Origin of the sequence: Nonomuraea sp. NPDC049129 (assembly GCF_040648495.1) — a bacterium.
GTDB lineage: Bacteria > Actinomycetota > Actinomycetes > Streptosporangiales > Streptosporangiaceae > Nonomuraea.
The window spans coordinates 819,725-846,088 of sequence record NZ_JBEZDU010000001.1 but is presented as its reverse complement, the minus strand read 5'-3'; the positions used below and the strand labels follow the sequence as shown (position 1 = coordinate 846,088).

The 26,364-nt window shown below is 70.1% G+C and carries 25 protein-coding genes; 17 read left to right on the top strand and 8 right to left on the bottom strand.

From position 1 onward, the window contains the following. Positions 1 to 115 precede the first annotated feature (115 nt). From AB0B64_RS03720 to AB0B64_RS03705, 4 genes are all read right to left on the bottom strand, one after another. The gene (locus tag AB0B64_RS03720; protein WP_357947034.1) at positions 116 to 1,015 is read right to left on the bottom strand and encodes an amino acid ABC transporter permease; all 900 of its coding nucleotides are present in this window, start codon (positions 1,013 to 1,015) and stop codon (positions 116 to 118) included. After that, positions 1,012 to 1,683 carry an amino acid ABC transporter permease gene (locus AB0B64_RS03715; protein WP_357947036.1) on the bottom strand — a complete coding sequence of 224 codons (672 nt, stop codon included), beginning with the start codon at positions 1,681 to 1,683 and terminating at the stop codon, positions 1,012 to 1,014. The genes AB0B64_RS03720 and AB0B64_RS03715 overlap by 4 nt, the downstream gene beginning before the upstream one ends. Before the next feature lie 61 nt (positions 1,684 to 1,744). Then, positions 1,745 to 2,602: a glutamate ABC transporter substrate-binding protein gene (locus AB0B64_RS03710; protein WP_357947038.1), complete on the bottom strand. Its 858-nt coding sequence runs from the start codon at positions 2,600 to 2,602 to the stop codon at positions 1,745 to 1,747. 35 nt (positions 2,603 to 2,637) lie between these two features. Beyond that, on the bottom strand, positions 2,638 to 3,393 hold the full coding sequence (locus tag AB0B64_RS03705; protein ID WP_357947041.1) for an amino acid ABC transporter ATP-binding protein: 756 nt from the start codon (positions 3,391 to 3,393) through the stop codon (positions 2,638 to 2,640). A 134-nt stretch (positions 3,394 to 3,527) separates the two neighbouring features. Between AB0B64_RS03705 and miaB the strand changes: the two genes are divergently transcribed. Next, positions 3,528 to 5,015: a tRNA (N6-isopentenyl adenosine(37)-C2)-methylthiotransferase MiaB gene (miaB, locus tag AB0B64_RS03700; RefSeq protein ID WP_357947044.1), complete on the top strand. Its 1,488-nt coding sequence runs from the start codon at positions 3,528 to 3,530 to the stop codon at positions 5,013 to 5,015. A gap of 337 nt (positions 5,016 to 5,352) precedes the next feature. Here the strand turns inward: miaB and AB0B64_RS03695 are convergent, their stop codons facing one another. Further along, positions 5,353 to 6,033, bottom strand: a complete 681-nt coding sequence (locus AB0B64_RS03695; protein WP_358174393.1) for a hypothetical protein — start codon at positions 6,031 to 6,033, stop codon at positions 5,353 to 5,355. 183 nt (positions 6,034 to 6,216) lie between these two features. Between AB0B64_RS03695 and AB0B64_RS03690 the strand changes: the two genes are divergently transcribed. Together AB0B64_RS03690 and AB0B64_RS03685 are read left to right on the top strand one after the other, a co-directional pair. Continuing rightward, complete coding sequence (locus AB0B64_RS03690) at positions 6,217 to 6,774, top strand: hypothetical protein (protein ID WP_358174390.1); 558 nt, start codon at positions 6,217 to 6,219, stop codon at positions 6,772 to 6,774. A gap of 75 nt (positions 6,775 to 6,849) precedes the next feature. Next, on the top strand, positions 6,850 to 7,593 hold the full coding sequence (locus AB0B64_RS03685; protein WP_358174387.1) for an isocitrate lyase/phosphoenolpyruvate mutase family protein: 744 nt from the start codon (positions 6,850 to 6,852) through the stop codon (positions 7,591 to 7,593). Between the two features lie 12 nt (positions 7,594 to 7,605). Here the strand turns inward: AB0B64_RS03685 and AB0B64_RS03680 are convergent, their stop codons facing one another. Continuing rightward, the gene (locus AB0B64_RS03680; RefSeq protein WP_357947056.1) at positions 7,606 to 7,998 is read right to left on the bottom strand and encodes a VOC family protein; all 393 of its coding nucleotides are present in this window, start codon (positions 7,996 to 7,998) and stop codon (positions 7,606 to 7,608) included. A gap of 63 nt (positions 7,999 to 8,061) precedes the next feature. Here AB0B64_RS03680 and AB0B64_RS03675 point away from each other — a divergent pair, with 63 nt between their 5' ends. Both AB0B64_RS03675 and AB0B64_RS03670 read left to right on the top strand, forming a co-directional pair. Continuing rightward, complete coding sequence (locus AB0B64_RS03675; protein ID WP_358174385.1) at positions 8,062 to 8,487, top strand: MarR family winged helix-turn-helix transcriptional regulator; 426 nt, start codon at positions 8,062 to 8,064, stop codon at positions 8,485 to 8,487. A 43-nt stretch (positions 8,488 to 8,530) separates the two neighbouring features. Beyond that, positions 8,531 to 9,403 (top strand): LLM class flavin-dependent oxidoreductase, encoded by an 873-nt coding sequence (locus AB0B64_RS03670; RefSeq protein ID WP_358174382.1) that lies wholly within the window; start codon positions 8,531 to 8,533, stop codon positions 9,401 to 9,403. Position 9,404: 1 nt separating this feature from the next. On the opposite strand, the gene AB0B64_RS03665 is transcribed toward AB0B64_RS03670, so the two are convergent. Both AB0B64_RS03665 and AB0B64_RS03660 read right to left on the bottom strand, forming a co-directional pair. Then, a complete protein-coding gene (locus tag AB0B64_RS03665) occupies positions 9,405 to 10,307 on the bottom strand; it encodes a ribonuclease Z (RefSeq protein ID WP_358174380.1) in 903 nt (300 codons plus the stop codon). Positions 10,308 to 10,325: 18 nt separating this feature from the next. Further along, the gene (locus AB0B64_RS03660; protein ID WP_358174377.1) at positions 10,326 to 11,228 is read right to left on the bottom strand and encodes a class I SAM-dependent methyltransferase; all 903 of its coding nucleotides are present in this window, start codon (positions 11,226 to 11,228) and stop codon (positions 10,326 to 10,328) included. 107 nt (positions 11,229 to 11,335) lie between these two features. Between AB0B64_RS03660 and AB0B64_RS03655 the strand changes: the two genes are divergently transcribed. From AB0B64_RS03655 to AB0B64_RS03600, 12 genes are all read left to right on the top strand, one after another. Further along, a complete protein-coding gene (locus tag AB0B64_RS03655; protein ID WP_357947070.1) occupies positions 11,336 to 11,851 on the top strand; it encodes a methylated-DNA--[protein]-cysteine S-methyltransferase in 516 nt (171 codons plus the stop codon). A gap of 55 nt (positions 11,852 to 11,906) precedes the next feature. Beyond that, positions 11,907 to 12,812, top strand: a complete 906-nt coding sequence (gene miaA, locus AB0B64_RS03650; protein WP_357947072.1) for a tRNA (adenosine(37)-N6)-dimethylallyltransferase MiaA — start codon at positions 11,907 to 11,909, stop codon at positions 12,810 to 12,812. A gap of 9 nt (positions 12,813 to 12,821) precedes the next feature. After that, positions 12,822 to 13,634, top strand: coding sequence for a diaminopimelate epimerase (gene dapF / locus AB0B64_RS03645; RefSeq protein ID WP_358174374.1), 813 nt, complete (start codon positions 12,822 to 12,824; stop codon positions 13,632 to 13,634). Between the two features lie 66 nt (positions 13,635 to 13,700). Continuing rightward, the gene (locus AB0B64_RS03640; protein WP_357947078.1) at positions 13,701 to 14,456 is read left to right on the top strand and encodes a hypothetical protein; all 756 of its coding nucleotides are present in this window, start codon (positions 13,701 to 13,703) and stop codon (positions 14,454 to 14,456) included. A gap of 19 nt (positions 14,457 to 14,475) precedes the next feature. Further along, a complete protein-coding gene (locus AB0B64_RS03635; protein WP_357947081.1) occupies positions 14,476 to 16,752 on the top strand; it encodes a tetratricopeptide repeat protein in 2,277 nt (758 codons plus the stop codon). A gap of 44 nt (positions 16,753 to 16,796) precedes the next feature. Next, positions 16,797 to 17,555, top strand: a complete 759-nt coding sequence (locus AB0B64_RS03630) for a glucose 1-dehydrogenase (protein ID WP_358174371.1) — start codon at positions 16,797 to 16,799, stop codon at positions 17,553 to 17,555. A 192-nt stretch (positions 17,556 to 17,747) separates the two neighbouring features. Further along, positions 17,748 to 18,110, top strand: coding sequence for a phosphomannose isomerase type II C-terminal cupin domain (locus tag AB0B64_RS03625; protein WP_214638474.1), 363 nt, complete (start codon positions 17,748 to 17,750; stop codon positions 18,108 to 18,110). A 319-nt stretch (positions 18,111 to 18,429) separates the two neighbouring features. Beyond that, the gene (locus AB0B64_RS03620; protein WP_358174368.1) at positions 18,430 to 20,937 is read left to right on the top strand and encodes an FAD-dependent oxidoreductase; all 2,508 of its coding nucleotides are present in this window, start codon (positions 18,430 to 18,432) and stop codon (positions 20,935 to 20,937) included. Beyond that, positions 20,934 to 22,136 (top strand): sarcosine oxidase subunit beta family protein, encoded by a 1,203-nt coding sequence (locus tag AB0B64_RS03615; protein ID WP_357947089.1) that lies wholly within the window; start codon positions 20,934 to 20,936, stop codon positions 22,134 to 22,136. Before AB0B64_RS03620 ends, AB0B64_RS03615 begins: the two co-directional genes overlap by 4 nt. Next, entirely contained in the window at positions 22,136 to 22,384 is a 249-nt protein-coding gene (locus tag AB0B64_RS03610; protein WP_357947092.1) for a sarcosine oxidase subunit delta, read from the top strand. Before AB0B64_RS03615 ends, AB0B64_RS03610 begins: the two co-directional genes overlap by 1 nt. Then, positions 22,381 to 25,611 carry a 2Fe-2S iron-sulfur cluster-binding protein gene (locus AB0B64_RS03605; RefSeq protein WP_358174365.1) on the top strand — a complete coding sequence of 1,077 codons (3,231 nt, stop codon included), beginning with the start codon at positions 22,381 to 22,383 and terminating at the stop codon, positions 25,609 to 25,611. The genes AB0B64_RS03610 and AB0B64_RS03605 overlap by 4 nt, the downstream gene beginning before the upstream one ends. A gap of 63 nt (positions 25,612 to 25,674) precedes the next feature. Then, positions 25,675 to 26,343: an HNH endonuclease family protein gene (locus tag AB0B64_RS03600; RefSeq protein WP_357947097.1), complete on the top strand. Its 669-nt coding sequence runs from the start codon at positions 25,675 to 25,677 to the stop codon at positions 26,341 to 26,343. Positions 26,344 to 26,364: the final 21 nt, after the last annotated feature.

Genomic DNA, 26,364 nt, shown 5'->3' with positions numbered 1-26,364 from the left:
CAAGAGTGCGGGGTGATCACCTCACTCCGGTGACCACCCCGCTTCGATCACCGTAGCCCGGTGACCACCCCACTCCTGTCATCGGCAATGCGCGATGATCGCTTGATGACGTGGGCTACTGCGTCATGACGCTGCCGCCCATATCCGGCTGCCCCGGGGGCAGCGGCACCGCGCTCGGCGGCTCGAGCGGCCCGGCCGTGGTCTTGCGGCTGCGGCGGCTGCGCTTCTCCAGCCACGTGGCGAACGCGCTGAGCGCCATGGCCATGATGATGTAGATGACGCCGATGACGATCGCTGACACCAGCTTCGTGCCGGGGTAGACCGACGGAAGGGTCTTGAAGCCCATGTTCAGGAGGTCGACATAGACGATGAAGTAGCCCAGCGCGGTGTCCTTGAGCAGGACCACGAGCTGGCTGACCACCGCGGGCATCATCACCGTGAGGCCCTGCGGCAGCAGGATCAACCGCATCACGCCGCCCTTGCGCAGCCCGATCGCGTACGCCGCCTCCGACTGGCCCTTCGGGATCGAGTTGATGCCCGCCCTGACCACCTCGGCCAGCACCGAGCCGTTGTAGAGGGTGAGCCCGAGCACGATCGCGAACAGCGCGTAGTCCCCGCCGCCGAACAGGTCGGGCGACAGGAACCAGATGAAGAAGATCAGCAGGAGCAGCGGGATCGCCCGGAAGAGCTCCACGATCCAGGCGGCGGGAATCCTGATCCACCGGTGGTCGGAGAGCCTGGCGATGCCGAAGACCGCACCGAACAGCAGCGCGAAGACCGCGCCCAGCGCAGCGGCCGTGAGCGTGCCCACCAGCCCGGGCAGGATGAAGTCCACCCAGACGGTCTCGGTGGTGAACGGCTCCCAGAGCTTGCCGTCGAACTGGCCCTTCTCATTGAACTTCAGCACCACCCAGCCGAGCACCGCCAGCAGGGCAAGCCCGGAGATCCCGGTGATCAGGTGGTTGCGCACCCGGCCGCGCGGGCCGGGAGCGTCGAAGAGGACGGACGTGCTCATCGGGCCACCGCCAATCTCCTGGCCAGCCAGCCGGTGTACCAGCCGATCGGCAGGATGAGTATCAGGAACGACAGCACGATGCCGATGAAGATGGGGATCGAGACGCCGGTGGTGTCGAACGTCTCCCTCATCGTGGCGGCGACGTCCACGGTGTAGCCCGCGGCCGCCACCACAGTCGTGTTCTTGATCATGGCGATCAGGACGCTTCCGAGCGGGGCGATGACCGCCCGGAAGGCCTGTGGGAAGATGACGAGCGTGATCGACTGGCTGAAGGTGAGCCCGATCGCGCGGGCCGCCTCGGCCTGTCCCATCGGCACCGTGTTGATGCCGGATCGCAGTGCCTCGCAGACGAACGCCGCGGTGTAGGCCGACATGCCCAGCACGGCCAGCCAGAACGAGTTCGTCAGCGGCACCTCGGTGGAGAAGATCAGCCCGAGGGTGTCGCTGAGCCCGAGGTAGCAGAAAGCCAGCACCAGCGTCAGCGGGGTGTTGCGCACCACGTTGACGTACGCCGTGCCCGCGGCCCGCAGGACCGGGGTGGGCGAGACCCGCATGGCGGCCAGGATCGTGCCGACGATCAGCGAGAACACCGCGATGATCAGCGAGAGCTTAATGTTGTTCAGGAATCCTACGCCCAGGTCGGGCGCGTACTGAATCAGTTCGTCCATCGTGCTCCACCAGAGAGAATGGCGGCGGCGGCCGGGTCACCGGCCGCCGCGGGCTTGAGGATCAGGCGCAACCCTCGGCCGGTGGGGCCTCCTTGGGCAGGTCCAGGCCGGTCTTGCCGAACCACTTCGTGAGCAGCTGGGTGGCCGTGCCGTCCTGCCACATCTTGGCGACGGCCTTGTTGACGGCCTCGCAGGTCGTCTTGTCGCCCTTCTTCAGGCCGATGCCGTACTTCTCATCCGTGAACGGGTCGTTCAGCAGCTTGTACTTGCCCGGGTCCTGGCTGGCGAAGCCGGCGAGGATCAGGTTGTCGGTGGTGACCGCGTCCAGGTTGCCACCACTGAGCTTCTGCACGCACTCGGAGTAGTTGCTGGCACCGACGAGCTTGGCGGGCAGGTTGAGCTTGCCGTCCGGCGGCGGGTCGGTGATCCGCTTGTAGGAGTTGGAGCCCTGCGCCTGGCAGATCCGCTTGTCCTTGAGGTCCGTCGCCTTGGTGATGTCCGCGGCGTCGGCACGGACCATGGTGTCCTGGTGGACGACGACGTACGGGCCGCCGAAGGTGACCTTCGGCTTGCGCGCGTCGGTGATGGAGTAAGTGGCGAAGATGATGTCCACGGTGCCGTTGGCGAGCAGCGCCTCGCGGTTGGACGAGGGCGACTCCTTCCACGTGATCTTCACATCCTGGCCGCCGGCCAGCTCCTTCACGATGTACTTGGCGACGTCCACGTCGAAGCCCTCAGGGTCACCGCCACCCTTTTTCAGGCCCAGGCTCGGCTGGTCCCATTTGGTGCCAACGGTGATCTCCTTGGCTCCCTTGAGCTTGTCCACGACGTTGGTGTAGCTGCCGCCACCGCCACACGCGGCAAGACCGACCGCCATGGCCGTGACGGCGAACACGGCCCCAGTTCGACGCATCTGCATAGTGGTTACCTCAATCTTCCTGCTGCGGACTGGGATCAATGCGTGAGGATCTTCGAAAGGAAGTCCTTGGCCCGGTCTGTCTGGGCGTTGGTGAAGAACTCGTCGGGGGTGTTCTCTTCGACGATCTGGCCCTCGGCCATGAACACCACCCGGTTCGCGGCTCTTCTCGCGAACCCCATCTCATGCGTGACGACCATCATCGTCATCCCGTCGCGAGCCAGCCCGATCATGACGTCGAGCACCTCCTGGACCATCTCCGGGTCCAGCGCCGACGTCGGCTCGTCGAACAGGATCATCTTCGGGTCCATGGCCAGCGCCCTGGCGATGGCGACGCGCTGCTGCTGCCCGCCGGAGAGCTGCGCCGGGTATTTGTCTGCCTGCGCGGCGATGCCCACCCGTTCGAGCAGCTCCATGGCGCGCGTCTCGGCGGCGTCGCGGGCCTTCTTGCGCACCTTGATCGGCCCCAGCGTGACGTTCTCGCGAATCGTCTTGTGGGCGAACAGGTTGAACGACTGGAAGACCATGCCCACTTCGGAGCGGAGCTTGGCCAGTGCCTTGCCCTCTTCCGGCAGCGGCTGACCGTCGAAGATGATCTGCCCGCCGTCGATGGTCTCCAGCCGGTTGACGGCCCGGCACAGGGTGGACTTGCCGCCACCCGAAGGGCCGATCACGACCAGGACCTCGCCACGGGAAACGGTCAGGTTGATGTCCTTCAGGACGTGCAGAGCCCCGAAGTGCTTGTTGACGTGCTCCAACTTTACAAGTGGAGTGACGTCCCCGTTCTCCGTCATGTGCAAAACCTAGGGGCCATTAGGACGCTGGTCACTAACCGAGCGGTACCGATCCGATCACATCATGCCATCAAGCTGGTGTTTTAGATCCTACGACCGCCGCAAGCCGGACAAGGACTACCCTTGGACGTGCGATGACTGTGACCCAGGAGAGCCCCCGCACCTATGAAGTGCGCACATACGGGTGCCAGATGAACGTGCACGACTCCGAACGCCTTTCCGGCCTGCTGGAGGACGCCGGCTACGTGGCCGCGGCCGAGGGCGATACCGCCGACGTCGTGGTGTTCAACACGTGCGCCGTACGCGAGAACGCCGACAACCGCCTCTACGGCAACCTCGGCCACCTGCGACCGGCCAAGGTGAGCAACCCCCGGATGCAGATCGCCGTGGGCGGCTGCCTGGCCCAGAAGGACCAGGGCGAGATCGTCCGTAAGGCGCCGTGGGTCGACGTGGTGTTCGGCACCCACAACATCGGGGCGCTGCCGGTGCTGCTGGAGCGGGCCCGCATCCAGGGCGAGGCGCAGGTCGAGCTCAAGGAGTCGCTCGAGGTCTTCCCCTCGACGCTGCCCACCAAGCGGGAGTCCGCCTACGCCGCCTGGGTCGCGATCTCGGTCGGGTGCAACAACACCTGCACGTTCTGCATCGTGCCGTCGCTGCGGGGCAAGGAGAAGGACCGGCGTCCCGGCGACGTTCTCGCCGAAGTCCAGACATTGGTGGATCAGGGCGTTCTCGAGGTCACGCTGCTCGGCCAGAACGTCAACACCTACGGCGTCGAGTTCGGCGACCGGCTGGCGTTCGGCAAGCTCCTGCGCGCCTGCGGCGGCATCGACGGGCTGGAGCGGGTCCGCTTCACCTCGCCGCACCCGGCCGCCTTCACCGACGACGTGATCGCCGCCATGGCCGAGACGCCCAACGTCATGCACCAGCTCCACATGCCGCTGCAGTCGGGCTCCTCGCGCCTGCTGAAGGCGATGCGCCGCTCCTACCGGGCCGAGCGCTACCTCGGCATCATCGAGCGGGTCCGCGCGGCCATGCCCGACGCGGCCATCTCCACCGACATCATCGTCGGCTTCCCGGGCGAGACGGAGGAGGACTTCCAGGCCACCCTCGACGTCGTACGCGAGAGCCGCTTCGCCAACGCCTTCACCTTCCAGTACTCCATCCGCCCCGGCACGCCCGCGGCGACCATGGACGACCAGATCCCCAAGGCGGTCGTCCAGGAGCGTTACGAGCGCCTGGTCGCCCTGCAGGAGGAGATCTCCTGGGCGGAGAACCGCAAGCAGGTGGGACGGACGCTGGAGGTCCTGGTCGCCGAGGGCGAGGGCCGCAAGGACGACGCCACGCGGCGGCTGTCCGGCCGCGCCGCCGACAACCGCCTGGTGCACTTCGCGGTCGGCGACCACACGCCGCGGCCGGGTGACATGGTCACGGTCGAGGTCACGTACGCGGCTCCGCACCACCTGGTGGCCGACGGGCCGGTTTCCGTCCGCCGTACCCGGGCGGGCGACGCCTGGGAGGCGCGGCAGGGTGCCCCGGCCCCGGCCAAGGGCGTCTCGCTCGGCATGCCCACCATCGGCCGGCCGCCGGCCGTGCCCGCGGCTGGGGCGTGCTCGGCTTCCTAGAGCTTCCCGGCGCGGTGACCACAAGGGTCCCCGGGCGGTCCGTCACACGTCCGTCTCGATCCGGCATCCCCGCAGGGTCCCCACCGCGACGGCCCGCCTTCAACCGCCCCCGAACGGGAACATCCCACAAAAGGACCCCAGCCACGACGGACCGTCACAGGGATCGAGGCGGTCGTGTGACGGACCGATCCGTTGTGGCGGGGTCTCTGTGGGGGTTGCCCTTCGGGGGAGCAGATGACGCTGGGCCGTTGTGGTGAGGACTCCTGCACCCTTCAGGGGATGAAGGCGGTCTGTCATGGCTGGCGGCCCTGTCCAGGGATGCCCTCTTCGGGGAGAGTCATCGGCCGAGGCGGTTGAGGAGCCGGTAGCAGTAGTCGCGGCGGAAGTCGAGGAAGGTCGCGCACGGGTCGGTCCTCAGGGGCGCGGCAGGCTCCGGTCTTTGCGTGGACGCGCTTGTCCGGGGCGCCTGCGCGGTGGCCAGGGTCGGCTGCGCGGTGGTCACGGTCGCCGGTGCGGCCGGCTCGAGGTCGGTGCTCTTCGGCGGGGGCGGCGAGGATCTGGGCGCCCGCGTCCTTCCCGCCGGGCCGCTCGGTGTGGCGCTGTCCCTCCGCGCGGGCGGTGGCAACGCTTCGCCCACTCCCGGGCTCGGTGAGGGTACGGGCCGCGGGCGGGCCCCGATCTCCCCGGGCGTCAGGGCCTTCTTGGGCGCGAGGTCCTTCTCGGGTGTCAGGCCCTTCTCAGGCGTCAGGTCATCCTCGGGTGCCAGGCCCTTCTCGGGTGTCAGGCCCTTCTCCGGAGTCGGGCCGTTCTCCGGCGGCGGGCCGCCGTCCGCCGCCAGGCTGTCGGCCGGGGTCGCGTACGAGGGCCATGACGTCGGGAGCGGTGGACGACTCGCCGGCGTAATGCTTGATCCATGGGAAAGCCCGTTTTCCTGATCATTTTCCGGCGCCTTTTCCCGCTCGGGACTTTGCGATCCCATGAACGCCAGGAAAATACCGAGCGCGGCGATGACGATCACCCCGGCCACACCTGCCGCGGCTGCCAGGCGGTCACGACGACCTGGCCGAATGGCATGAAGTGGTGACAAGTCGTGATTCCTTTGTGATTGGTGCGCGAGCATTCCACTCCTGCGGCTAGTGTGGTCCATCACCCGCGGAAGCCGGCGAGCTTTCCCGATACGACCGCAGGGAGTCGCACCACCATGCAAGATCCGATGGAGCCGGATCGCCAGGAGATCCTCACCGGGCCGGGCGATATGCCGAGACCTGCCAGAAAAGCCAGGTCCACCGACAACAAGAAGACCGTCGTCATCGCCGCGTCGGCCCTCGTGGCCGTGCTCGCGGCGGGTGGCATCGGCTTCGCGCTGGCGGGCGGCCCCGCCCAGCCGACGACGCCGGCCGGTCAGGCGGGTCAGTCGAGCCAGGCCGCCACCGCCGACGAACTGCAGCAGGACGAAGAGGCGTCCATGGGCGACGCCAAGACGGACGCCCCCGACGCCGGCACCCCGTCCGACGTGGCCGACGAACCTTTGACCGACACGGGCACCACCGACACGGGTAACACCGACAACACGGGTAAGGCGGACAAGGGCCTCGACAAGGGGTCGGCGGGCACCGACTCGCGCACCACGCCTCCGACCCAGAACGGCAAGAAGCCCACGTCAGCGCCGACCAAACCGGCGCAGGAGTCCGCGGGCGAGAGCCCGGCGGACGGCCCAGCGGGCCAGGTCATCGGACAGTGCTCCAAGAGCGGCTGCTGACCGCGCCAAGTGGCTCGGCGGTTCCCCGGGGCATTGGCCCTTTGGTGGGAGCCGCCTCCTTCCTAGGCTGCCCGCATGACCACTGACAAGGCGGCTCTGCTGCGCGCTCTCCACGTGCCCGGCAACCCGCTGGTGCTGCCCAACGTCTGGGACGCGGCGTCCGCGCGAGCCGTACAGGAGGCCGGCTTCCCGGTGATCGCCACGGGAAGCGCGGCCGTCTCCCAGGTGCTGGGTTACGAGGACGGCGAGGGCACCCCCGTCGACGAGATGATGGCCGCCGTGGCCCGCATCACGCGCGTGGTGGACGTGCCTGTGACGGCGGACGTCGAGCGCGGTTACGGCCTGAAGCCGGCCGAGCTGGTCGAACGCCTGGTCGCGGCCGGTGCGGTGGGCTGCAACCTGGAGGACTCCGACCCCCGCACCGACGTGCTCGTCGACGTGGAGGCACAGGCCGAGTTCCTGGCCGGTGTGCGGGCCGCGGCCGGTCCGGCGCTGGTGATCAACGCCAGGGTCGACACCTATCTGCACGGCGACGGGACGCGGGCGGCGGCGGTGGCGCGGGCGCGGCGCTACCTGGAGGCCGGCGCCGACTGCGTCTACCCGATCGTCCTCGGCGACGCGGAGGAGATCCGGGCCGTGGTGAGCGAGGTCGGCGGCCCGGTGAACGTGCTGTTCCGGCCGGGCGTCCCGGATCTTGCCGAGCTGGCCGAGCTGGGGGTGGCCAGGGTCAGCTATGGGGGCGGGCTGCACCGGGCGACGTACGACTACGCTCACGGCCTGATCCAGGCGATCGACGAGGGCCGCAGCCCGTACGAGTGACCGCGTCCCTGCTCAGTAGGACTGGAACTCCACCAGGTTGCCTTCCGGGTCACGGACGTGAGCGGCTCGCACGCCCCAGCCGGGCCGGTCCGCGGGCTCGGTGACGGACCGGCCGCCGTGGGCCAGGCAGACGGCGTAGGCCCGGTCGACGTCGGCCACCCGGCTGACGAGCATGACGCGATCCTGGGCGGCGGCGTCCACCGGCAGGGCACCCGCGACCTCGGGCATGAAGCCACGGTCGAGCATCGACAGCACCCCCTCAGAGCCCACGTCCCAGTGCGCGTAGGGACCGTCCGGGCCGCCCTTCATGAGGCTCGCCCCGAGCACCTCTGGCAGGACCGCGTCGTAGAAGGCGAAGCACTCCGCGAACGCCGAGACCAGCAGCCGAGGATGCAGCACGTCCATCCGGAAATCTCCTTAAATAGTGGGTGGAGACCTATTATTGGGGTTGACCCTACAATATTCAGGATGGAAGCGCTGCCGCCGAGCCTGCTCGGACTCACCACGTACCTGCTGTCGAAGACCGGGAAGGCGGCCAGAGGCCGGCTGGCCGCGCGGCTGGCGGCAGATGGGCTGCGCATGTGGCACATGGCCGTGCTGGCGGCGCTGGCGGATTTCGGGCCGCACGCCCAGCGCGACCTGTCGGCCAGGCTCGGCATCGACCCCAGCGACGTGGTCAAGGTCCTGGACGAGCTCTCGGCGCCCGGCTTCGTCGAGCGCGCTCGCGACCCCGGCGACCGCCGCAGAGTTACCGTTACTATCACCGCCCGGGGACGGCGCGAACTCACTCGCCTGACGCGGGAGGCGCGAGCCATCCAGGACGAGCTCCTCGCCCCCCTCGACGCCGCCGAGCGCGACCAGCTGCACGACCTGCTCACCCGGATCCTGGTCTAGCGGCTGTTGTCCGGTCCGGGTGCGGGCGGGTAGGAAAGATCTCATGACTGCTCTCGGTGCCGTGTTCCGGCCTCAGCTACCTCCCGAACGGATGCGCGGCGCGGCCCGTGCCGGGGAGGAGGCGGGGCTGGATGAGCTGTGGCTCTGGGAGGACTGCTTCTCCCAGAGCGGCATCGCCAGCGCGGCCGCGGCCCTGGCCTGGACCGAGCGGCTGCGCGTCGGCGTCGGACTGCTCCCGGTGCCCCTGCGGAACGTCGCCCTGACCGCCATGGAGGTGGCCACGCTCCACCGGCTGTTCCCGGGGCGGGTGGTCCTGGGTGTCGGGCACGGCGTACAGGAGTGGATGGCGCAGGCCGGCGCGCGGGTGGACTCGCCCGTGACCCTGCTGCGCGAGCATCTCGCGGCTCTGCGGGCGCTGCTGCGCGGTGAGCGGGTCACCGTGGAGGGCCGTTACGTGCGGCTCGACGACGTCGGCCTCGACTGGCCGCCGGAGACGGCGCCCCCGGTGCTCGCCGGGGCGATCGGGCCGCGCTCGCTGCGCCTGTCCGGCGAGGCCGCCGACGGGACCATTCTCGTCGCCGGGACTCCGCCCGACGAGGTACGGCGAGCCCGCGGGCTCATCGACGAGGGGCGGGCGGCGGCCGGGCGTACCGACCGCCATGAGGTGATCGTCCACCTGCACGCGGCGACCGGGCCGGACGGAGCCGGACGCCTCAAGGCCGAACTCGAGCGCTGGGGCGACGCCGGCAAACCGGACTTCGGAGTCGCCGGGGACGCGGGCACGGTGGCCGAGGCCGTACAACGGCTGGCGGACGCCGGGGGTGACACCGTGGTGCTCCAGCCGACGGCGGACGAGCCCGACCTTGAGGGTTTCGTCCGGTTCGTGGCCGAAGAGGTGCGCCCGCTGGTCCCGTGACCTACGGGTGCCGTCGTCGCGGTACGGGGATCTTCATCAGGTCGCGGGCCAGGATGACCTCGCCGTCATAGCTACGCCGTACGTCGCTGAGGAAGGCAGGCTCGTCGGCGAAGCCGTAGCGTTCGGAGAAGTGGGTCAGCACCAGGCGGCGCACACCGGCGTCGGCGGCCACGAGACCGGCCTCGAACGCGGTGAGATGGCCATACTCCTTGGCCAGGGCGCTCTCGGCGGACAGGAACGTCGACTCGATCACCAGCAGGTCGGTGCCGGAGGCGAGTTCGAAGACGGCGTCGCACAGGCGGGTGTCCATGATGAAGGCGGCGCTCTGGCCCGGCTTGGGGACGCTGCACTGGTCGAGGGTGATGCCGCGTACGGACCCGGTGCGCTGGAGCTCGCTGATTTCCGGCCCGCGAATGCCGAAAGATGCCAGCTTGTCGGGCAGCATGCGGCGGCTGGACGCCTCCTGGAGGCGGTAGCCGTAGGACTCGACGGGGTGGGACAGGCGGCGGGCGGTCAGCGGGCCGATCGTGGCCTGCTCGCCGCTGACCGGCCGCTCCTCGATGACTGTGGTGTCGGCGAAGACGGCGGCATGCCGGAGCCGCTGCCAGTAGCCGGCGCCGGAGGCGGGGTAGACCGCTCGCACGGGATGCCGGACCTTGTCACGCGCGATGCGCTGCACCACACCGGGCACTCCCAGGCAGTGATCGCCGTGGAAGTGGGTCAGGCACAGCCAGTGGACGTCGTTGGCGCTGACCCCCGCGTGCACCATCTGCCGCTGCGTGCCCTCACCCGGGTCGAACAGGAACCCCTGGCCGTCCCAGCGCAGCAGGTAACCGTTGTGGTTGCGGTGGCGCGTGGGCACCGCGCTGGAGGTCCCCAGGATGACGAGTTCACGGGATGACACGAGCGCGATGGTAGACCGTCAGCGCCGGGTGAGGCGTCTGCGGGTCCAGCGGACCGCGCGGTGGACGACGGGACCGACCAGGCCGATCTCCTTGGTGGCCGTCTTCAGCGCCTGGACAGTGGTGCGGGACTCGGCCGCGGTCTTCTTCAGGTCCGCCGCCGTACGCCGGAGCTCGGCGCTGAGCCGGCCCAGCTCGCTCAGCTCACCATCCGGTGCGGGCGGCTTCTTGCGCTGGTTGATGCGGACGAGTTCGCGTTCGCCGAGTATGTCCGTGGTGTGCCAGAGCTCGGGGGTGGCCGCCAGCCATGCGAGCAGGCGCCGCTGGACGGGGACGGGATCGCCCCATGTGGCGTACAACTTCTGTGAGCTGACGCAGATCGGCGACAGTCCGAGCCCGGCGACCGCCTCCCAGACCGCCAGCGCGACGCCCGGCGTGTGCTCGCTGCGGTAGTCGTCGAAGGCGGCGATCCCGTCACCCCGCAGCACCGTCCGCGCCGCCAGGACGTCCTCTTTGACGTGCGCGTAGAGGTGTGAGGCGTCGACGTGGACGAACCGGCAGGAGTCCGCCTTGACGTGGTTCAGGATCACCGAGGTCGGGCCGTGCACGATCTCCGGCAGGCTGTCGTGGACGCTCAGGTAGTTCTGCTCGAAGCGTTGCCGGGTGAGGGTGGAGTAGGAGCCGGTGGTCTCGGCCTCGTTCGCGGCGTCCGGCGCTTCCGACTCGAACAGATCGCAGACCGTGAACGTCTCGCCCGGCCGCAGGTGGTCGCCGATCAGAACCGCGCTCTTCCCGAGGTACGCTCCGAGCTCCAGAAGGTCGCCCGGCGCGTCGGCCGACAGAAACCAGCCGAAAAGGCGCTGGTCGGCGGGCCAGAACCAGCCGGGGATCCGGTCGAGTGCGGTGGCGCTCGGTGCTGACATGCTGTGACGGTATCAACACGGATTCCCAGCCCTGAAGAGCCTTTGCCACATGGCCATCCCGGAGTCGCCTAGTGTTTATGCCGGGAGCAATTCCCCCAGGGGAGGACATGATGGGTACGGTCGCGTTCGCCGAGGTGCCGACGCCGGTAGGGCCGTTCGTGCTGGCGGTGACCGAGGTCGGCCTGGCCGCCACGGGATGGGGCTCCCGCACGCATCCGGGGGAGCGGCTCGCGGATCTGACCGAGGTAGACGACCCCGAGCGCACGGCCTTCGCCGTCGCCGAGCTGAACGCCTATTTCGCCGGTGACCTGCGTACGTTCGAGACCCCGATCGACTGGCGCCTGACCGCCGGATCGCGGCGGCAGGTGCTCAAAACCCTGCACGGCATCCCGTACGGCACCGCCGTCACCTACGGCGAGCTGGCCGAGCGGAGCGGTTCGCGGGTGCCGGCCCGCGGCATCGGCTCGATCATGGGCTCGAACCCGATCCCGATCGTGGTGCCCTGCCACCGCGTCGTCGCGGGCAACGGGCTGGGCGGCTTCAGCGGCGGCGAGGGCGTGGAGACCAAGCGCTGGCTGCTGACCCACGAGGGATACCTGCAGCCGACGCTTCTCGATCTCTAGACGCTCGATCTCTAGTCGGTCCGTCCATACCTGCACAGTTGACACACTTGTCGGTGTGCGTCAGCAACCAGTCATCGCCGTCGTGGGCCCCACGGCCGCCGGAAAGTCCGATCTCGCTGTGGACCTCGCGCTCCGGCTCGGGGGCGAGTGCATCAACGCCGACTCGATGCAGCTCTATCGAGGGATGGACATAGGCACGGCGAAGCTTTCCCCGGCCGAACAGCGGGGGGTGCCGCACCACCTACTCGACATCTGGGACGTCACCGAGACCGCCAGCGTGGCCGAGTACCAGAAGCTGGTCAGGCCGCTCATCGAGTCACTGGCCGCGCCCGTGCTGGTCGGCGGCAGCGGGCTCTACGTGCGCGCGGCCATCGACGACCTGGACTTCCCCGGCACCGACCCGGAGATCAGGGCCCGGCTGGAGGCCGAGCTGGCCGAACGCGGCCCGGCACCGCTGTACGAGCGGTTGCGCGAGGCCGATCCGGCCGCCGCGTCGGCGATCCTGCCGAGCAACGGCCGCCGCATCGTGCGCGCGCTGGAGGTGATCGAGCATTCGGGCCGCCCGTTCTCGGCCACCATGCCGTCGTTCGAGGCGCTCTACCCGAGCGTGCAGATCGGGCTGGAGGTGCCCAGGCCGGAGCTCGACGAGCGGATCGAGGTCCGGGTCGGGCGCATGTGGGCGGCGGGCCTGGTCGACGAGGTGCGGGCGCTGCTCGGGCAGGGCCTGGCCGAGGGGCGTACGGCGAGCCGCGCGCTGGGATACGCCCAGGTGGCGCGCTTCCTCGACGGCGAGTGGACCGAGGAGCAGGCGTTCGCCGAGACAGTCCGGGCGACCAGGCGCTTCGCCCGCCGCCAGGAGTCGTGGTTCCGCCGCGACCCGCGGGTCCACTGGCTGCCCTACGACGCCCCTGACCTGCTGGAGCGGTCCCTGGCGCGGATCGCCGGCCAAGGCTCCGCATAAAATGGTCAAATGCGCTTCCTTAAGGGTCACGGCACCGAGAACGATTTCGTCATCCTCCCTGACCCCGAGGGCGAGCTCGACTTGTCCGCCGTGCTGGTCGCCAAGATCTGCGAACGGCGCGCCGGGATCGGCGCCGACGGCGTCCTGCGCGTGGTCCGCACCAAGCTGAGCCCCGAGGTGGCCGACCAGGCCGCCACGGCCGAATGGTTCATGGACTACCGCAACGCCGACGGCAGCATGGCCGAGATGTGCGGCAACGGCGCGCGCGTCTTCGCCCGCTACCTCGTCGAGACGGGGCTGGTCGGGGAGAGCGACTTCAGCGTGGCGACCAGGGGCGGCGTCAGGAAGATCCGCATCGAGGACAACGGCGACGTCACCGTCGACATGGGCAAGCCCGTCGTCCGCGGCCACAGCGTCACCACCGTCGCCGGTCACGAGTACGAAGGCGTCCACGTCGACATCGGCAACCCGCACCTGGCCTGCCCCATCGGCGACCCCGTCGTCCAGCTCGACCTGACCCACCAGCCCGGCTTCGACCCGGGGGTCTTCCCCAGCGGCGTCAACATCGAGCTGTTCAACGCGGTGGGCCCCAGCCGCGCGGTCATGCGCGTCTACGAGCGCGGCTCGGGCGAGACCCGCTCCTGTGGCACCGGCACGGTCGCCACCGCCGTCGCGGCGGCGGCCCTGAGCGGGGAGACCACCGGTACGTGGACGATCGAGGTGCCCGGCGGCACCGTCGTCGTCACGCTCACCGAGGAGACCAGCTACCTGACCGGCCCCGCCGTGATCGTCGCGGGCGGGAACCTGATGCTTGCAGAATGATGTTCTCCTGAGGGATGCTGAGTCCACTTGCCGAACTGAGCTTTTGCGAGCGGAGGGAAGGTGGACATGGCGGACCCCAGAACCACGGCGGCGCGCGTCAAGGGCCCCATCGGCCAATACGGCGGCGGCTTCATGGTCTCCAGGGAGGCCAAGGCCCGTTGCGAGGAGTACGGCCTCGGCCCGCGTGAGTTCTACTTCCGCGGGCGCTGCGGGGTCCTCGGCGAGTGCGCGGCCGACGTCGTCACCTCCGTCGCGGTCTTCTTCCCCGCCGCCCACGTCGAGGAGAGCTGGTACGGCGGGCGCAAGCTGAGCGTCGAGCGGGCCGTCGAGGTCTACACCGACGTCTGCCACGAGTGGGGGCGGCGCAGGCTCGGCGACTACGACGGCTGCGCCAGGCTCGCCGAGCTGCTCGAACCGGTCGTCGCCCAGGCCCCGGCCGCCGGGGCGCCGCTGTTCGCCGGGTGGCGGGCCGTACCCCTGCCCGACGACGCGCCCGCGCGGGCCACGCAGCTCATGCACGTCGTACGGGAGCTGCGAGGGGGGCTGCACGCCAACGCGGTGATCGCGGCGGGCCTCGACCCGCTGGAGGCGATGCTGGCGGCCGACCACGACGGCACTCCTTTCGGACACTCCACGGGTGAGGTGATGGCGAAGTTCTTCACGTGGCCGGAGCCGTACCAGAAGCCGAGTCCCGCTGTCGTCGCGAAAAGGGTCGCGGTCGAAGAGGCGACCGATGATCTGCTGGCATCTGTATTTTCGGTACTCAACAATGACGAATCGGACGAGCTCATCGAGCTTCTGCGTTTTGGGCACGGTGATTGACCTGGCAGACTGACTGCTCATGGACGTGGACATCTGGGCCTGGGTCGGTGAAACCCAGCAGCAGCTTTCTGAGGCGGGCAACGTGGGGCTCGCCATGGCGCTGGGAGACCTGCCCGCACAGGCCTACGAGGGGCGATACCCCCAGCTAGACGTGATGGCTCCGGCCATCGCCCAGCAGGCGGAGGCCCTGGAGCTCCCGTGGCTCGAGTTCTACGCCCGCTACTGGCACCTGCTCGGCCGCGTGGGCGACCGCGCGCAGGGTGCCGTCGCGATCGGTGACGCCGAGCACCTGCTGTCGTTCGCTCAGCGCGAAGAGGTGCGTGACTGCCCGGCCACCCCGGCCGCGGTCGAGGCGCTCGCCCTGGCGTGGGCCAACGCCGACGGTCCGGGCTACGCCGGCGAGCGCCTGGAGACGCTCGACGCGGTCATCCAGGACCTGGAGCCGGCCAACCCCGCCTACACCGGGCTGGTGACGCAATACGTCGCCGCGCTCATCGACGCGGGCCGGGCCGGAGAGGCCGTCACCTACGCCGAGACCGCCGTCGAGCGGCTGCGCGCCGCCGACCGCGAGGCCAGCTGGGAGCTCGGCGCCGAGAGCGCCCGCGCGCTGCTGGCCGCCGGGCGCGGTGAGGACGCGCTGGCCGCGCTCCAGGCCGCGGCCGACTTCCAGGCCGACGACCCGGTGTCCAAGGAGCGCAACGACGGCGTACGCCGCGCGCTGATCCTGGCCACGCTGGGCCGCATCGCCGAGGCCGTCGACGCGCTGCCCGACCTCGACGTGGTCGGCGAGCACCCGCGCTCGTGGGTCGAGTGGACACACGCCGTCGCCAAGCTGGCCGGCTCCTCGCAGATCACCAACACCTGGCAGCTGGGCCGCGTGCTGCGCCAGTGGATCGACTACTACGGCATGATGGGCGGCTACCGCGCCCGCTTCGAGCTCTCGCTGGTCGCGGGCGAGCTGGCCATCGGCAGGCAGAGCGTCTGGCAGGCGAAGCTGCTGGCCGACCTGGCCCAGTCGGCCGCCGCCGAGCTGCGCGACAGCACGGGCGTGGCCGAGCGGATCGCCGCCCTGCGCGCCGCCGCCGACGCGACGACCGAGCCGCCCGCGCCCTGCCCGGTCGAGGAGCGGGTCGCCTACTTCGACGCCGCCGACGGCCACAACGCCGACCCCGAGCGGTGGACCGGCTGGCTGGCCCCGAGGTCCGGCGAGGACCTGGAGACCACCCGCCGCCACACCACCACGCTCGGCTTCCTCGGCTACCCGGCGACGGGCGCCGACATCTACTGGAAGCTGCTGGTCGACTCCGGCGACATCGCCACCGCCGACGCCGACGACGTCTCCACGCTGACCACGCTGCTCATCGAGGCCCGCCAGGACGAGCGGCTGGAGCAGATGGCGGCGCTGCTGCCGCACGACACCCAATACCTCGCGATGGCCCGTCTCCACAGCGCCCGCGAGCGCTGGCCGGAGGCGCTGGAGGCGGCCGAGCACGCCGTGGCCGCCGGGGGCGGCATCGAGGCGCGCCGCCTGGTCGCCACCGCGGCCCAGCAGCTCGACGACAACGCCAAGGGCGCCAGGGCGCTGCTCGAAGTGATCGACGAGATCACCGAAGAGGACACCTGGCGCATGATCGTCATGGCCACCTCGAGCGAGGACTGGGACATCGTCCGCAAGGGCACGGCCAAGATCGGCATGCCGGTCAAGTCGACCGAAGGGCCGATCGAGGAGGAGATGGGCCTGATCCGGGTCATCCTCCCCGCGCCCGACGGCGGCCAGCGCCAGATCCTGTCCATCCGCACCGGCCCGGCCACCGCCCGGCTCGCCCTGCCGCAGCCGCGCGGCATGGACTACAACGCCGGCGACCTGGTCGTGTTCGACCCGCAGCTGCTGGAGCCGGTCCCCGACGACCCCGAAGAGCAGCAGAACTTCGTGCCGCCCTTCGCCGCGGTGCGCATCCTCCGCCCCGGCGGCTACACCAGCTACTTCTTCGACGGCGCCGCGCCGAGCGAGGAGGACTGGGCGGAGTTCACCGAGGTCATGGCCGAGCGCGGCTGGCCGATGTGGGTCTACAGCGACGAGAACTACATGGTCACCCACCCGACCGGTGGCGAGCCGCTGCCCGGCGTGTTCGGCTGGGTCGCGGTGCCGCCGGACGTGTCGGCGACCGAGGTCGACGCCCTGCTCGACGACGCCACCGAGCGCTGGTCGCACCCGCTGGCCTGGCTCGACCTGGCCAAGGAGGTCGACGTGGAGGTCGAGCGTCACGAGCGGATCGTCAAGGAATACGGTCTCTAGGATTCAGCAACGCTTCAGCCTCGACAAGGAATACGGTCTCCAGGATGCTGCAACACTTCAGCCTTGACGGGAAGGTCGCCATCGTCACCGGCGCGTCGTCGGGGCTGGGCGTGGCCTTCGCCCGCGGGCTGGCCGAGGCCGGGGCCGACATCGTGATCGGGGCCCGGCGGCAGGATCGGCTGGACGAGACGCGGCGGCTGGTCGAGGAGACCGGCCGCCGGTGCCTGGCCGTGCGGACCGACGTGGCCAAGGTCGAGGACTGCCAGGCGCTGGTCGACGCGGCCGTGGAGACCATGGGCGCGGTCGACGTGCTGATCAACAACGCCGGGGTCGGCACCGCCGTGCCGGCGCTGCGGGAGACGCCGGAGGAGTTCCGGCAGGTGGTCGACATCAACCTGCACGGCACGTACTGGATGGCGCAGGCGTGCGCACGGGTGATGCGGCCCGGCTCGTCGATCGTCAACATCGGCAGCATCCTGGCGGAGACGACGGCCGGGCTGCCGCAGGCCGCCTACAGCGCGTCGAAGGCGGCGGTGATCGGGCTGACCCGCGACCTGGCGCAGCAATGGACGGGGCGGCGGGGGATCCGGGTCAACTGCCTGGAGCCCGGGTTCTTCGCCTCGGAGATGACGGTGCAGTTCAAGCCCGAGTACATGGAGCGGATGGTCGCGCAGCGGGTGGTCATGGGCCGGGTGGGGGAGGCGGCGGAGCTGGTGGCTGCGGCGGTCTTCCTGGCGAGTGACGCGTCGTCGTACATCACGGGCGTCGTCCTGCCCGTCGACGGCGGCATCCTCATCACCTGACCAACTCGTCTGGCCGCGAGCCGGCCGGTTGCGTATCGCCGGGCTTGTGCGTCGTCTGGCTGCGAGTGGGTCGGTCGTGCGTCTCTGGGCTGTGCGTCGTCTGGCTGCGGCGCCGGACCGCGTACCGCCTGATCAGGGGACGCCTGGTAGTTTGAGCGCGGGTTTATGGCGTGACTTTTCCATGGAGGGGCGATGCAGGACATCGACAGGCTGGCGGCTGTTATCCGTGATGAGCGGCCGTGGGGTGGGTTCGAGCGGTTCACCCTCAACGAGGTGTCCACCGTTAAGATCATCGAGGTCTCGCCGGGGCAGCGGCTGAGCCTGCAGCGTCATGAGCACCGCTCCGAGCTGTGGGTGGCGCTCGACCCGGGGTGCGTGTTCGAGGTGGACGGGAAGCGCATCGAGCCCGCTGTGGGGGATCGGGTGCTGATCCAGCAGGGCCAGACGCACCGGCTCAGCTCGTCCGGGCCCGCGACGCGGATCCTCGAGATCGCCTTCGGTCACTTCGACGAGGACGACATTGAGCGCCTTGAGGACTCGTACGGGCGTTCGTAGCCGCCCGGCTCTCCCATCGTGAGGGGTCCCGCCTTTTCAGGCGGGATCCTCTTTTTTTACGGCAGAGCACGGTGGGCCCCACCCCCGCACAGGGCCGGGGCCTGTCCAGGGACACGCTCCTCCGGTGGAGCGCGCTGGGCGCCGTGACGTGCGCGTTCTGGGCCTCGTCCGTGGTCCGGCTGAGAGCCGGTGGCGATTCGGTATGCCCCTCCCCGGGCGACATGTGACCTTGCCGGGGCCTTGTCCGGGGCTGCGGCGGGCTCTATGTTCGTTGCGTAGTCCGGTGCTTGTTGCGTATTAGGGAACAACCGGAGGGCGCATGGTGAGCCGGCCTCGTTTGGTGATCATTGGAGCCGGCATCGTGGGCTGTGCCCTGGCCGACGAGCTCACCGGGCGGGGGTGGACCGATGTCACCGTCGTCGATCAGGGGCCCTTGTTCGCCGCCGGCGGGTCGAGCTCGCATGCTCCCGGACTCGTGTTCCAGACGAACCCATCCAAGACCATGACCGAGTTCGCCTCCTATACCGTGCGCAAGTACAGCGAACTGGCCCTCGCCGGGCGGGCCTGCTTCGACCAGGTCGGCGGCCTGGAAGTGGCCACCACCGAGGAGCGGTGGACGGACCTGCACCGCAAGCAGGGATGGGCCGAGTCCTGGGGCGTCGAGGGGCGGCTGATCGACGCCGACCAGTGCGTGGAGCTCTGGCCGCTGCTCGACAGGGGCAAGGTGCTGGGCGGCTTCCACGTCCCCACCGATGGGCTGGCCGCGGCCGTGAGCTGCGGTGAGGCGCAGGCGCGGCGGGCGGTCGAGCGGGGCGCCAGGTTCCTTCCGCACCACACGGTCGTGGGCGTCGAGCAGGGGGGCGGCCGGGTGACCGGCGTCGCCGTCGAGGTCCGGCGGCCGGAGTCGCGCGAGGTCGAGTATCGGGTGCTGGCCGCCGAGGTGGTCGTGTGCGCCGCCGGGTTCTGGGGGCCGGCGATCGGGCGGCTGGCGGGGCTGACCGTGCCGCTGCTGCCGCTGGCCCACCAGTACGCCAAGGCGCGGACGCCGGGCGTGCCGGACGGGCCCATCCTGCGGCACCAGGATCGCGACCTGTACTTCCGCGGCCACGGCGACCGCATCGGGATCGGCTCCTACGCGCACCGGCCGATGCCGGTCCGGCAGGACGAGATCGGGCCCAAGGGCACGGTGATGCCCTCGGTGCAGGCGTTCACCGAGGAGGACTTCGATCCCGCGTGGCGGGACGCGGTCGAGCTGCTGCCGGCGCTCAAGGAGTCCACGTACGAGGACGGCATCAACGGGATCTTCTCCTTCACCCCCGACGGGTTCCCGCTGATCGGCGAGGCGCCGCACCTCGACGGGTTCTGGCTGGCCGAGGCCGTCTGGGTCACCCACTCGGCGGGCGTGGCCAGGGCGGTGGCCGAGCTGCTCGTCGACGGGCGGTCCAGCTTCGACCTGCATGAATGCGAGCTGAGCCGGTTCGAGCCGGTGCAGCTGTCGCCCGCGTTCGTCGAAGAGCGCGGTAAGCAGAACTTCGTCGAGGTCTACGACGTCATCCACCCGCTCCAGCCGATGGAGTCGCCGCGGCCGATGCGGACCAGCCCGTTCTATGTCAGGCAGCTCGAGCTGGGCGGCTACTTCCTGGAGGCGGCCGGTTGGGAGCGTCCGCACTGGTTCGAGGCGAATCTGCCGCTGCTGGAGGACCTGGTGCTGCGGCACCACAGCCAGGCGGCCGAGCAGCCAGAAGCCGAGCAGCCAGAAGCCGAGTTGCCCGAAGAGGCGCGCGGCATGGCGGTCGAGCGACTGCTCGGCGTGGCCCAGCGGGACCAGTGGGCCAGCCGCTACTGGTCGCCGGTCGCCGCCGCGGAGTCGCACGCGACCCGGGAGAACGTCGCGCTCTATGACATGACCTCGCTCAAGCGGATCGAGGTCGGCGGCCCTGGCTCGGTGGCGTTCCTGCAGTACCTGACCACGAACAACGTCGACAAGAAGCCCGGCTCGGTCACCTACTCGCTGCTCCTCGACGCGAGCGGCGGTGTGCGCTCCGATCTCACGGTGGCGCGGCTGGCGGAGGACCGGTTCCAGATCGGCGCCAACGGCAACCTCGACCTCGACTGGCTGACCCGCCACGCCCCCGGCGGCGTGTACGTCCGGGACATCACGCCCGGCACCTGCTGCGTCGGCGTGTGGGGGCCGCAGGCCAGGGAGCTCCTTCAGCCCCTCACGGACATGGACCTGTCCCATGAGGGCTTCCGCTACTTCAGCCTCAAGACCGGATATGTCGGGCACGTCCCGGTGACCGCGATGCGCGTCTCCTACGTCGGCGAGCTCGGCTGGGAGCTCTACACCAGCGCCGACCTGGGCCTCAAGCTCTGGGACACACTCTGGGCGACGGGCCTGCCGATCGCCGGGGGCCGGGCCGCGTTCAACAGCCTCCGGCTGGAGAAGGGCTATCGGCTCTGGGGCGTCGACATGACCCCGGAGCACAGCCCGTACGAGGCGGGGCTGGCCTTCGCCGTCAAGGACGGCAAGGACTTCCTCGGCCGGGACGCGCTGTCCACCGAGCTCACCCGCAAGCTGGTCCCGCTGCTCAGCGCGGAGGTCGTGATGGGCAAGGAGCCGGTACGGCACGCGGGCCGCACGGTCGGTTACGTGACGAGCGCCGCCTACGGGCACACGATCCAGCGGCCGATCGCGTACGCCTGGCTGCCGATCGAGCTGACCACCCCCGGGACGCATGTCGATATTTCGTATTTCGGGCGGCGAGTCCCGGCCGAAGTCGCCACCGAGCCCCTGTTCGACCCCAAGATGGAGAAGATCAGAAGGTGACCCACCCGGACTTTCTCTGGCGCAACCCCGACCCCGGGCCCGCCTATGACGTGGTCATCGTCGGCGGCGGCGGGCACGGCCTGGCCACCGCCTACTACCTGGCCAAGAACCACGGGATCACGAACGTCGCCGTACTGGAGAAGGGCTGGCTGGCCGGCGGCAACATGGCGCGCAACACCACGATCATCCGCTCCAACTACCTGTGGGACGAGAGCGCCGCCATCTACGAGCACTCGCTCAAGCTGTGGGAGGGCCTCAGCCAGGAGCTGGACTACGACCTGCAGTTCAGCCAGCGCGGCGTGCTCAACCTGGCGCACAACCTGGGCGACGTGCGTGAGGGCAGGCGGCGGGTCAACGCCAACCGGCTCAACGGCGTCGACGCCGAGTGGCTGGACGCCGACGAGGTCAAGAAATTCTGCCCGGTCATCAACGTCTCCGAGCGCGCCCGCTACCCCGTCATGGGCGCCACGCTGCAACGGCGGGGCGGCATCGCCAAGCACGACCACGTCGCCTGGGCCCTGGCCCGCAAGGCCGACGCCTATGGCATCGACCTGATCCAGGGCTGTGAGGTCACCGGCTTCGAGATCACCGGGAACCGGGCGGTGGCCGTACAGACCTCCCGGGGGCGGATCGCGGCCGGGAAGATCGCGCTCGCGTCCGCCGGGCACACCTCGGTGCTCGCGGCCGAGGCCGGGATCCGGCTGCCGCTCCAGTCGCATCCCCTGCAGGCGCTGGTGTCGGAGCTGCTGGAACCGGTGCTCGACTGCGTGGTGATGTCGAACGCCGTGCACGTCTACGTGAGCCAGGCGCACAAAGGCGAGCTGGTCATGGGCGCGGGTATCGACTCCTACAACTCTTACGGTCAGCGGGGCGCCTTCCACGTCATCGAGGCGCAGATGGCGGCGGCCTTGGAGCTGTTTCCGATCTTCAGCCGGGTGCGGGTGCTGCGAACCTGGGCCGGCATCGTGGACGTCTCGCCCGACGCCTCGCCGATCATCGGGCGTACCCCGGTGGACGGGCTGTTCGTCAACGCGGGCTGGGGCACCGGCGGCTTCAAGGCCACGCCGGGCTCCGGGTGGGTGTACGCGCACACGATCGCGCACGGTGAGCCGCATCCGCTCGCCGAGCCGTTCGCGCTGGAGCGGTTCACCACCGGGGCGCTCATCGACGAGCACGGCGCGGCGGCGGTGGCGCACTGATGCTGCTCATCGACTGCCCCCACTGCGGGCCCCGCGACGAGAACGAGTTCCGCTACGGCGGGCAAGCCGGCATCGCCTACCCCGAGACGCCCGCCACCGTCACGGACGCGGAGTGGGCCGAGTACGTGTTCCTGCGGGACAACCCCAAGGGCTGGTTCGACGAGCGCTGGTTCCACGTCCACGGCTGCCGGACCTGGTTCACGCTCCGGCGGCACACCGTCACCCACGAATTCTGGAAGGCCCCATGAACCGTCTGGACAGGGGCGGTCTGGTGGACCGCTCCGTCGTGCTGTCGTTCAGCTTCGACGGTCGCCGCATGGAGGGGCATCCCGGCGACACGCTCGCCTCCGCGCTGCTGGCCAACGGCGTGCGCGTGGTCGGCCACAGCGTCGAGCTGGGCCGCCCGCGCGGCGTCTTCTCCGCCGGCCCCGAGGAGCCGAACGCCCTGGTCCGCGTGGGTGCCGACCCGATGCTGGCGGCCACTACCGTGGAGTTGTACGAGGGACTGGCGGCGTGGAGCCTGCGCGGCAAGGGCCGGGTGGACCCGCACGCGACCGATGATCGCCGCCGCGACAAGGGCTACCTGCACTGTGACGTCCTGGTGGTCGGCGGCGGCCCCGCCGGGCTGGCCGCCGCGCTCAGCGCCGGGGTGGCGGGCGCCCGGGTGATCCTCGTCGACGACCAGCCCCGGCTTGGCGGCGACCTGCTCAACAGCCGGGTTCGCCTGGACGGCGCCCGCGCGCTCGACTGGGTGGCCCTGGTACGGGCCCGGCTGGCGTCCATGCCCGACGTCCGGGTGCTCACCAGGACCACGGCGATCGGCTACTACGACCACAACTACGTGGTGGCCGTCGAGCGCCGCCCCCGGGGTGAGCGGCTGTGGCATCTGCGCGCTGCCCAGGTCGTCCTGGCGACCGGCGCGCAGGAGCGCTCGATCGCCTTCCCCGGCAACGACCGGCCCGGCGTGATGCTCGCCTCGGCCGCCCGTACCTACGTCAACCGGTATGGCGTACGGCCCGGCCGCCGGGTGGTCGTCTTCGCCTGTACGGACTCGGGTTACGAGGCGGCCCGCGACCTGCGGGCGGCCGGGGTCGAGATCGCCGCCATCATCGACCCGCGCCCACAAGCCGGTGCCGAAGCGCTCGCCGGGCAGGTCGTCACGGGGACCGTGGCGGATGCCGACGGGTTGCTCACCGAGGTCCTGGTCGGCGACCGGCGCTTCGAGGCCGACCTGCTGGCTGTCGCCGGCGGCTGGAACCCGGTCGTCCACTTGTTCAGCCAGTCGCAGGGCCGGACCGTGTTCGACGAGGAGGCGCAGGCGTTCGTGCCGGGCGTCTCCGCCCAGGCCGAACGCTCCGCCGGTGCCTGCCGGGGCCGCTACGGCACCGCTGAGGCCATCCAGGACGGCTACGCGGCGGGCTGCCAGGCGGCCCGGCCGACGGGCAAGAGGCAGGGAGGCGGCTTCCGCGTACCGGAGACCGACGAGCTCCCCCTGCGGCCCCCGGCGGCGCTCTGGGCGGTGGACCCGCAGTCGACCGACGCCTTCGCCGATCTGCAGCGAGATGTCACCGTGGCCGATCTCGCCCGGGCCGCGGGGACCGGCATGCGGTCCGTGGAGCACGTCAAGCGCTACACCACCGCCGGAACCGGCGCCGACCAGGGCAAGACGTCGGGCGCTCTGGTAGCGGGGGTGATGTCCGCGCTGCTCGGTGCCGCTCTCGGACAGGTGGGTACGACCACCTTCCGCCCGCCGTACACACCTGTGTCCTTCGCCACGCTCGCCGGACGTGACCGGGGCGCGCTCTCCGACCCGATCAGGACGACCGCGCCACACGCCTCGCACGTCGCGCGCGGCGCGGTGTTCGAGGACGTCGGGCAGTGGAAGCGGCCCCGCTACTTCCCGCTCGACGGCGAGACGATGGAGCAGGCGGTGCTGCGCGAGTGCCGGGCGGCCCGTACGGGTATCGCCGCCATGGACGCCTCCACACTCGGGAAGATCGACGTCAGGGGCGCCGACGCGGGGGAGTTCCTCGACCGGATCTACACGAACATGTACTCCACGCTGCGCGTTGGCTCGTGCCGCTATGGGGTGATGTGCACCGCCGACGGGATGGTGTTCGACGACGGCACGACCACGCGGCTGGCCGATGACCACTATCTGATGACCACGACCACCGGCAACGCGGCGGCCGTGCTCGACTGGCTGGAGGAGTGGCGGCAGACCGAGTGGCCGGGGCTCGAGGTGTCGTTCACGTCCGTGACGGACCACTGGGCAACGGTCGCGGTGGTGGGACCCAAGGCGCGGGAGATCATCGGACTGATCGCGCCGGGGGCCGAGGAGCTGGCGTTCATGACGTACGCGGCCACGAGCGTGCTGGGCGTCGACGGGCGGGTGTTCAGGATCAGCTTCTCCGGCGAGCTGGCCTACGAGGTCAACGTGCCCTGGTGGTACGGCAGGTCGCTCTGGGAGAGCGTGCTGGACCTGGGCGCGGTGCCGTACGGGACCGAGACCATGCACGTGCTGCGGGCCGAGAAGGGGTTCGCCATCGTCGGCCAGGAGACCGACGGCACGGTCACCCCGCAGGACCTCGGCATGTCGTGGCTGGTGTCGAAGCGCAAGCCCGACTTCGTGGGCAAGCGCTCGCACGCGCGGCCCGACACCGCCCGCGACGGGCGCAAGCGGCTGGTGGGGCTGCTCAGCGATGATCCGGCCGCGTTCGTGGCGGAGGGCGCCCAGCTCGTGGGCCAGACTGGGCCGATGCTGGGGCATGTGACGTCCAGCTACCTGAGCGCGGCGCTCGGGCGGAGCTTCAGCCTCGCCATGGTCCGTGACGTGGCCGTCGGCGACCGGCTGTCGGCGGTGTCGGGAGAGGCGGCCGTGCCCGTGACGGTGGTCGAGCCGGTCTTCTACGATCCCGGCAACACCCGGCGCGACGGTGATCCGGCTGCGCGGGCGGTCGCCGGGCGAGTGGCGGACTGCCGCAAGGAGAGCCCGGCGGCGGCCTTCACCGACCGCTTCGAGGCCGCCGGTTCCGAGCGGGTACGCCTGCGCGAGGTGCCCTTCGTACGGATGTGGGAGGTTCGCGGCACCGATCCGGGCGTGGGGCTGCGGCTGGGACCAGACTGGTGGCTCGTGACAGGGGACATCGAAGAGCGGCCCGGGAGGGTGGACGCGTCGGGTGGCGCCGAAGAGCGGCCCGGGAGGGTGGACGTGTCGGGGCAGCGGACCGTGCTGGAGCTCACGGGGCCGGGCGCGCTGGACGTCCTGATCACCGGCTGCCCGATCGACCTGCATCCGGCGGTGTTCCCGGGGCACGCCCAGACGCTGCTGGGCAAGGCGGCCGTCCTGCTCGAACGGTTCTCCGATCCGGAAGGTCCGGAAGGTCCGGAAGGGGAGGGCGGCTACCGGATCTACGTGCGTTCGTCCTACGCCTCTTACCTCGCCGAATGGTTGCTTGACGCACTTGAGGGATAAATAGGCGCTTAGGGGTAATTGCTCTACCTAGACTTTACGAAAACTTGAGTCTGGGGGTGGAGCGTGCGGCTTCGGGTGGGTTTGGCCGGTTTGGCCACAGTGGGATTGCTCGCGGGATGCGGGCAACTGGATGCGCAGACACCTAAAGCCGACACGGGCAAGGCTTCGTCGGCCGACGTCGGGGACGCCCGCAAGAAACTGGCCAAGCTCGCCGTCAAAGGACGCGCGCCGCGTACCGGCTTCGAGCGCGAGAAGTTCGGCCCGGCCTGGGCGGACGTCGACCACAACGGCTGCGACACGCGTAACGACATTCTGAAGCGCGACCTGAAGGACGAGACGTTCAAGTCGGGCACGCACGACTGCATCGTCCTCACCGGCGTGCTGGACGACCCCTACAGCGGCAAGACCATCACGTTCAAGCGCGGCCAGGACACCAGCACCGCCGTGCAGATCGACCACCTGATCCCGCTGTCGGACGCCTGGCAGAAGGGCGCGCAGCAGTGGACGGCGGACAAGCGCAAGGAGTTCGCCAACGACCCGATGAACCTGATGGCCGTGGACGGGCCGCTCAACGGCCAGAAGAGCGACTCCGACGCCGCGACCTGGCTGCCACCGCGCAAGGCCTACCGCTGCACCTACATCGCCAAGCAGATCGACGTGAAAGCGAAGTACGACCTGTGGCTGACCACCGGTGAGAAGGACGCGATGACCGGCATCCTGGACTCCTGCTGACGATCCGGGCGCGCCATTCGA

Bases quoted from the DNA above. Each gene is read 5' to 3' on its own strand.
- AB0B64_RS03720 (WP_357947034.1), bottom strand. From the start codon at position 1,015: ATGAGCACGTCCGTCCTCTTCGACGCTCCCGGCCCGCGCGGCCGGGTG.
- AB0B64_RS03715 (WP_357947036.1), bottom strand. From the start codon at position 1,683: ATGGACGAACTGATTCAGTACGCGCCCGACCTGGGCGTAGGATTCCTG.
- AB0B64_RS03710 (WP_357947038.1), bottom strand. From the start codon at position 2,602: ATGCAGATGCGTCGAACTGGGGCCGTGTTCGCCGTCACGGCCATGGCG.
- AB0B64_RS03705 (WP_357947041.1), bottom strand. From the start codon at position 3,393: ATGACGGAGAACGGGGACGTCACTCCACTTGTAAAGTTGGAGCACGTC.
- miaB (WP_357947044.1), top strand. From the start codon at position 3,528: ATGACTGTGACCCAGGAGAGCCCCCGCACCTATGAAGTGCGCACATAC.
- AB0B64_RS03690 (WP_358174390.1), top strand. From the start codon at position 6,217: ATGCAAGATCCGATGGAGCCGGATCGCCAGGAGATCCTCACCGGGCCG.
- AB0B64_RS03685 (WP_358174387.1), top strand. From the start codon at position 6,850: ATGACCACTGACAAGGCGGCTCTGCTGCGCGCTCTCCACGTGCCCGGC.
- AB0B64_RS03680 (WP_357947056.1), bottom strand. From the start codon at position 7,998: ATGGACGTGCTGCATCCTCGGCTGCTGGTCTCGGCGTTCGCGGAGTGC.
- AB0B64_RS03675 (WP_358174385.1), top strand. From the start codon at position 8,062: ATGGAAGCGCTGCCGCCGAGCCTGCTCGGACTCACCACGTACCTGCTG.
- AB0B64_RS03670 (WP_358174382.1), top strand. From the start codon at position 8,531: ATGACTGCTCTCGGTGCCGTGTTCCGGCCTCAGCTACCTCCCGAACGG.
- AB0B64_RS03660 (WP_358174377.1), bottom strand. From the start codon at position 11,228: ATGTCAGCACCGAGCGCCACCGCACTCGACCGGATCCCCGGCTGGTTC.
- AB0B64_RS03655 (WP_357947070.1), top strand. From the start codon at position 11,336: ATGATGGGTACGGTCGCGTTCGCCGAGGTGCCGACGCCGGTAGGGCCG.
- dapF (WP_358174374.1), top strand. From the start codon at position 12,822: ATGCGCTTCCTTAAGGGTCACGGCACCGAGAACGATTTCGTCATCCTC.
- AB0B64_RS03640 (WP_357947078.1), top strand. From the start codon at position 13,701: ATGGCGGACCCCAGAACCACGGCGGCGCGCGTCAAGGGCCCCATCGGC.
- AB0B64_RS03635 (WP_357947081.1), top strand. From the start codon at position 14,476: ATGGACGTGGACATCTGGGCCTGGGTCGGTGAAACCCAGCAGCAGCTT.
- AB0B64_RS03630 (WP_358174371.1), top strand. From the start codon at position 16,797: ATGCTGCAACACTTCAGCCTTGACGGGAAGGTCGCCATCGTCACCGGC.
- AB0B64_RS03625 (WP_214638474.1), top strand. From the start codon at position 17,748: ATGCAGGACATCGACAGGCTGGCGGCTGTTATCCGTGATGAGCGGCCG.
- AB0B64_RS03620 (WP_358174368.1), top strand. From the start codon at position 18,430: ATGGTGAGCCGGCCTCGTTTGGTGATCATTGGAGCCGGCATCGTGGGC.
- AB0B64_RS03610 (WP_357947092.1), top strand. From the start codon at position 22,136: ATGCTGCTCATCGACTGCCCCCACTGCGGGCCCCGCGACGAGAACGAG.
- AB0B64_RS03605 (WP_358174365.1), top strand. From the start codon at position 22,381: ATGAACCGTCTGGACAGGGGCGGTCTGGTGGACCGCTCCGTCGTGCTG.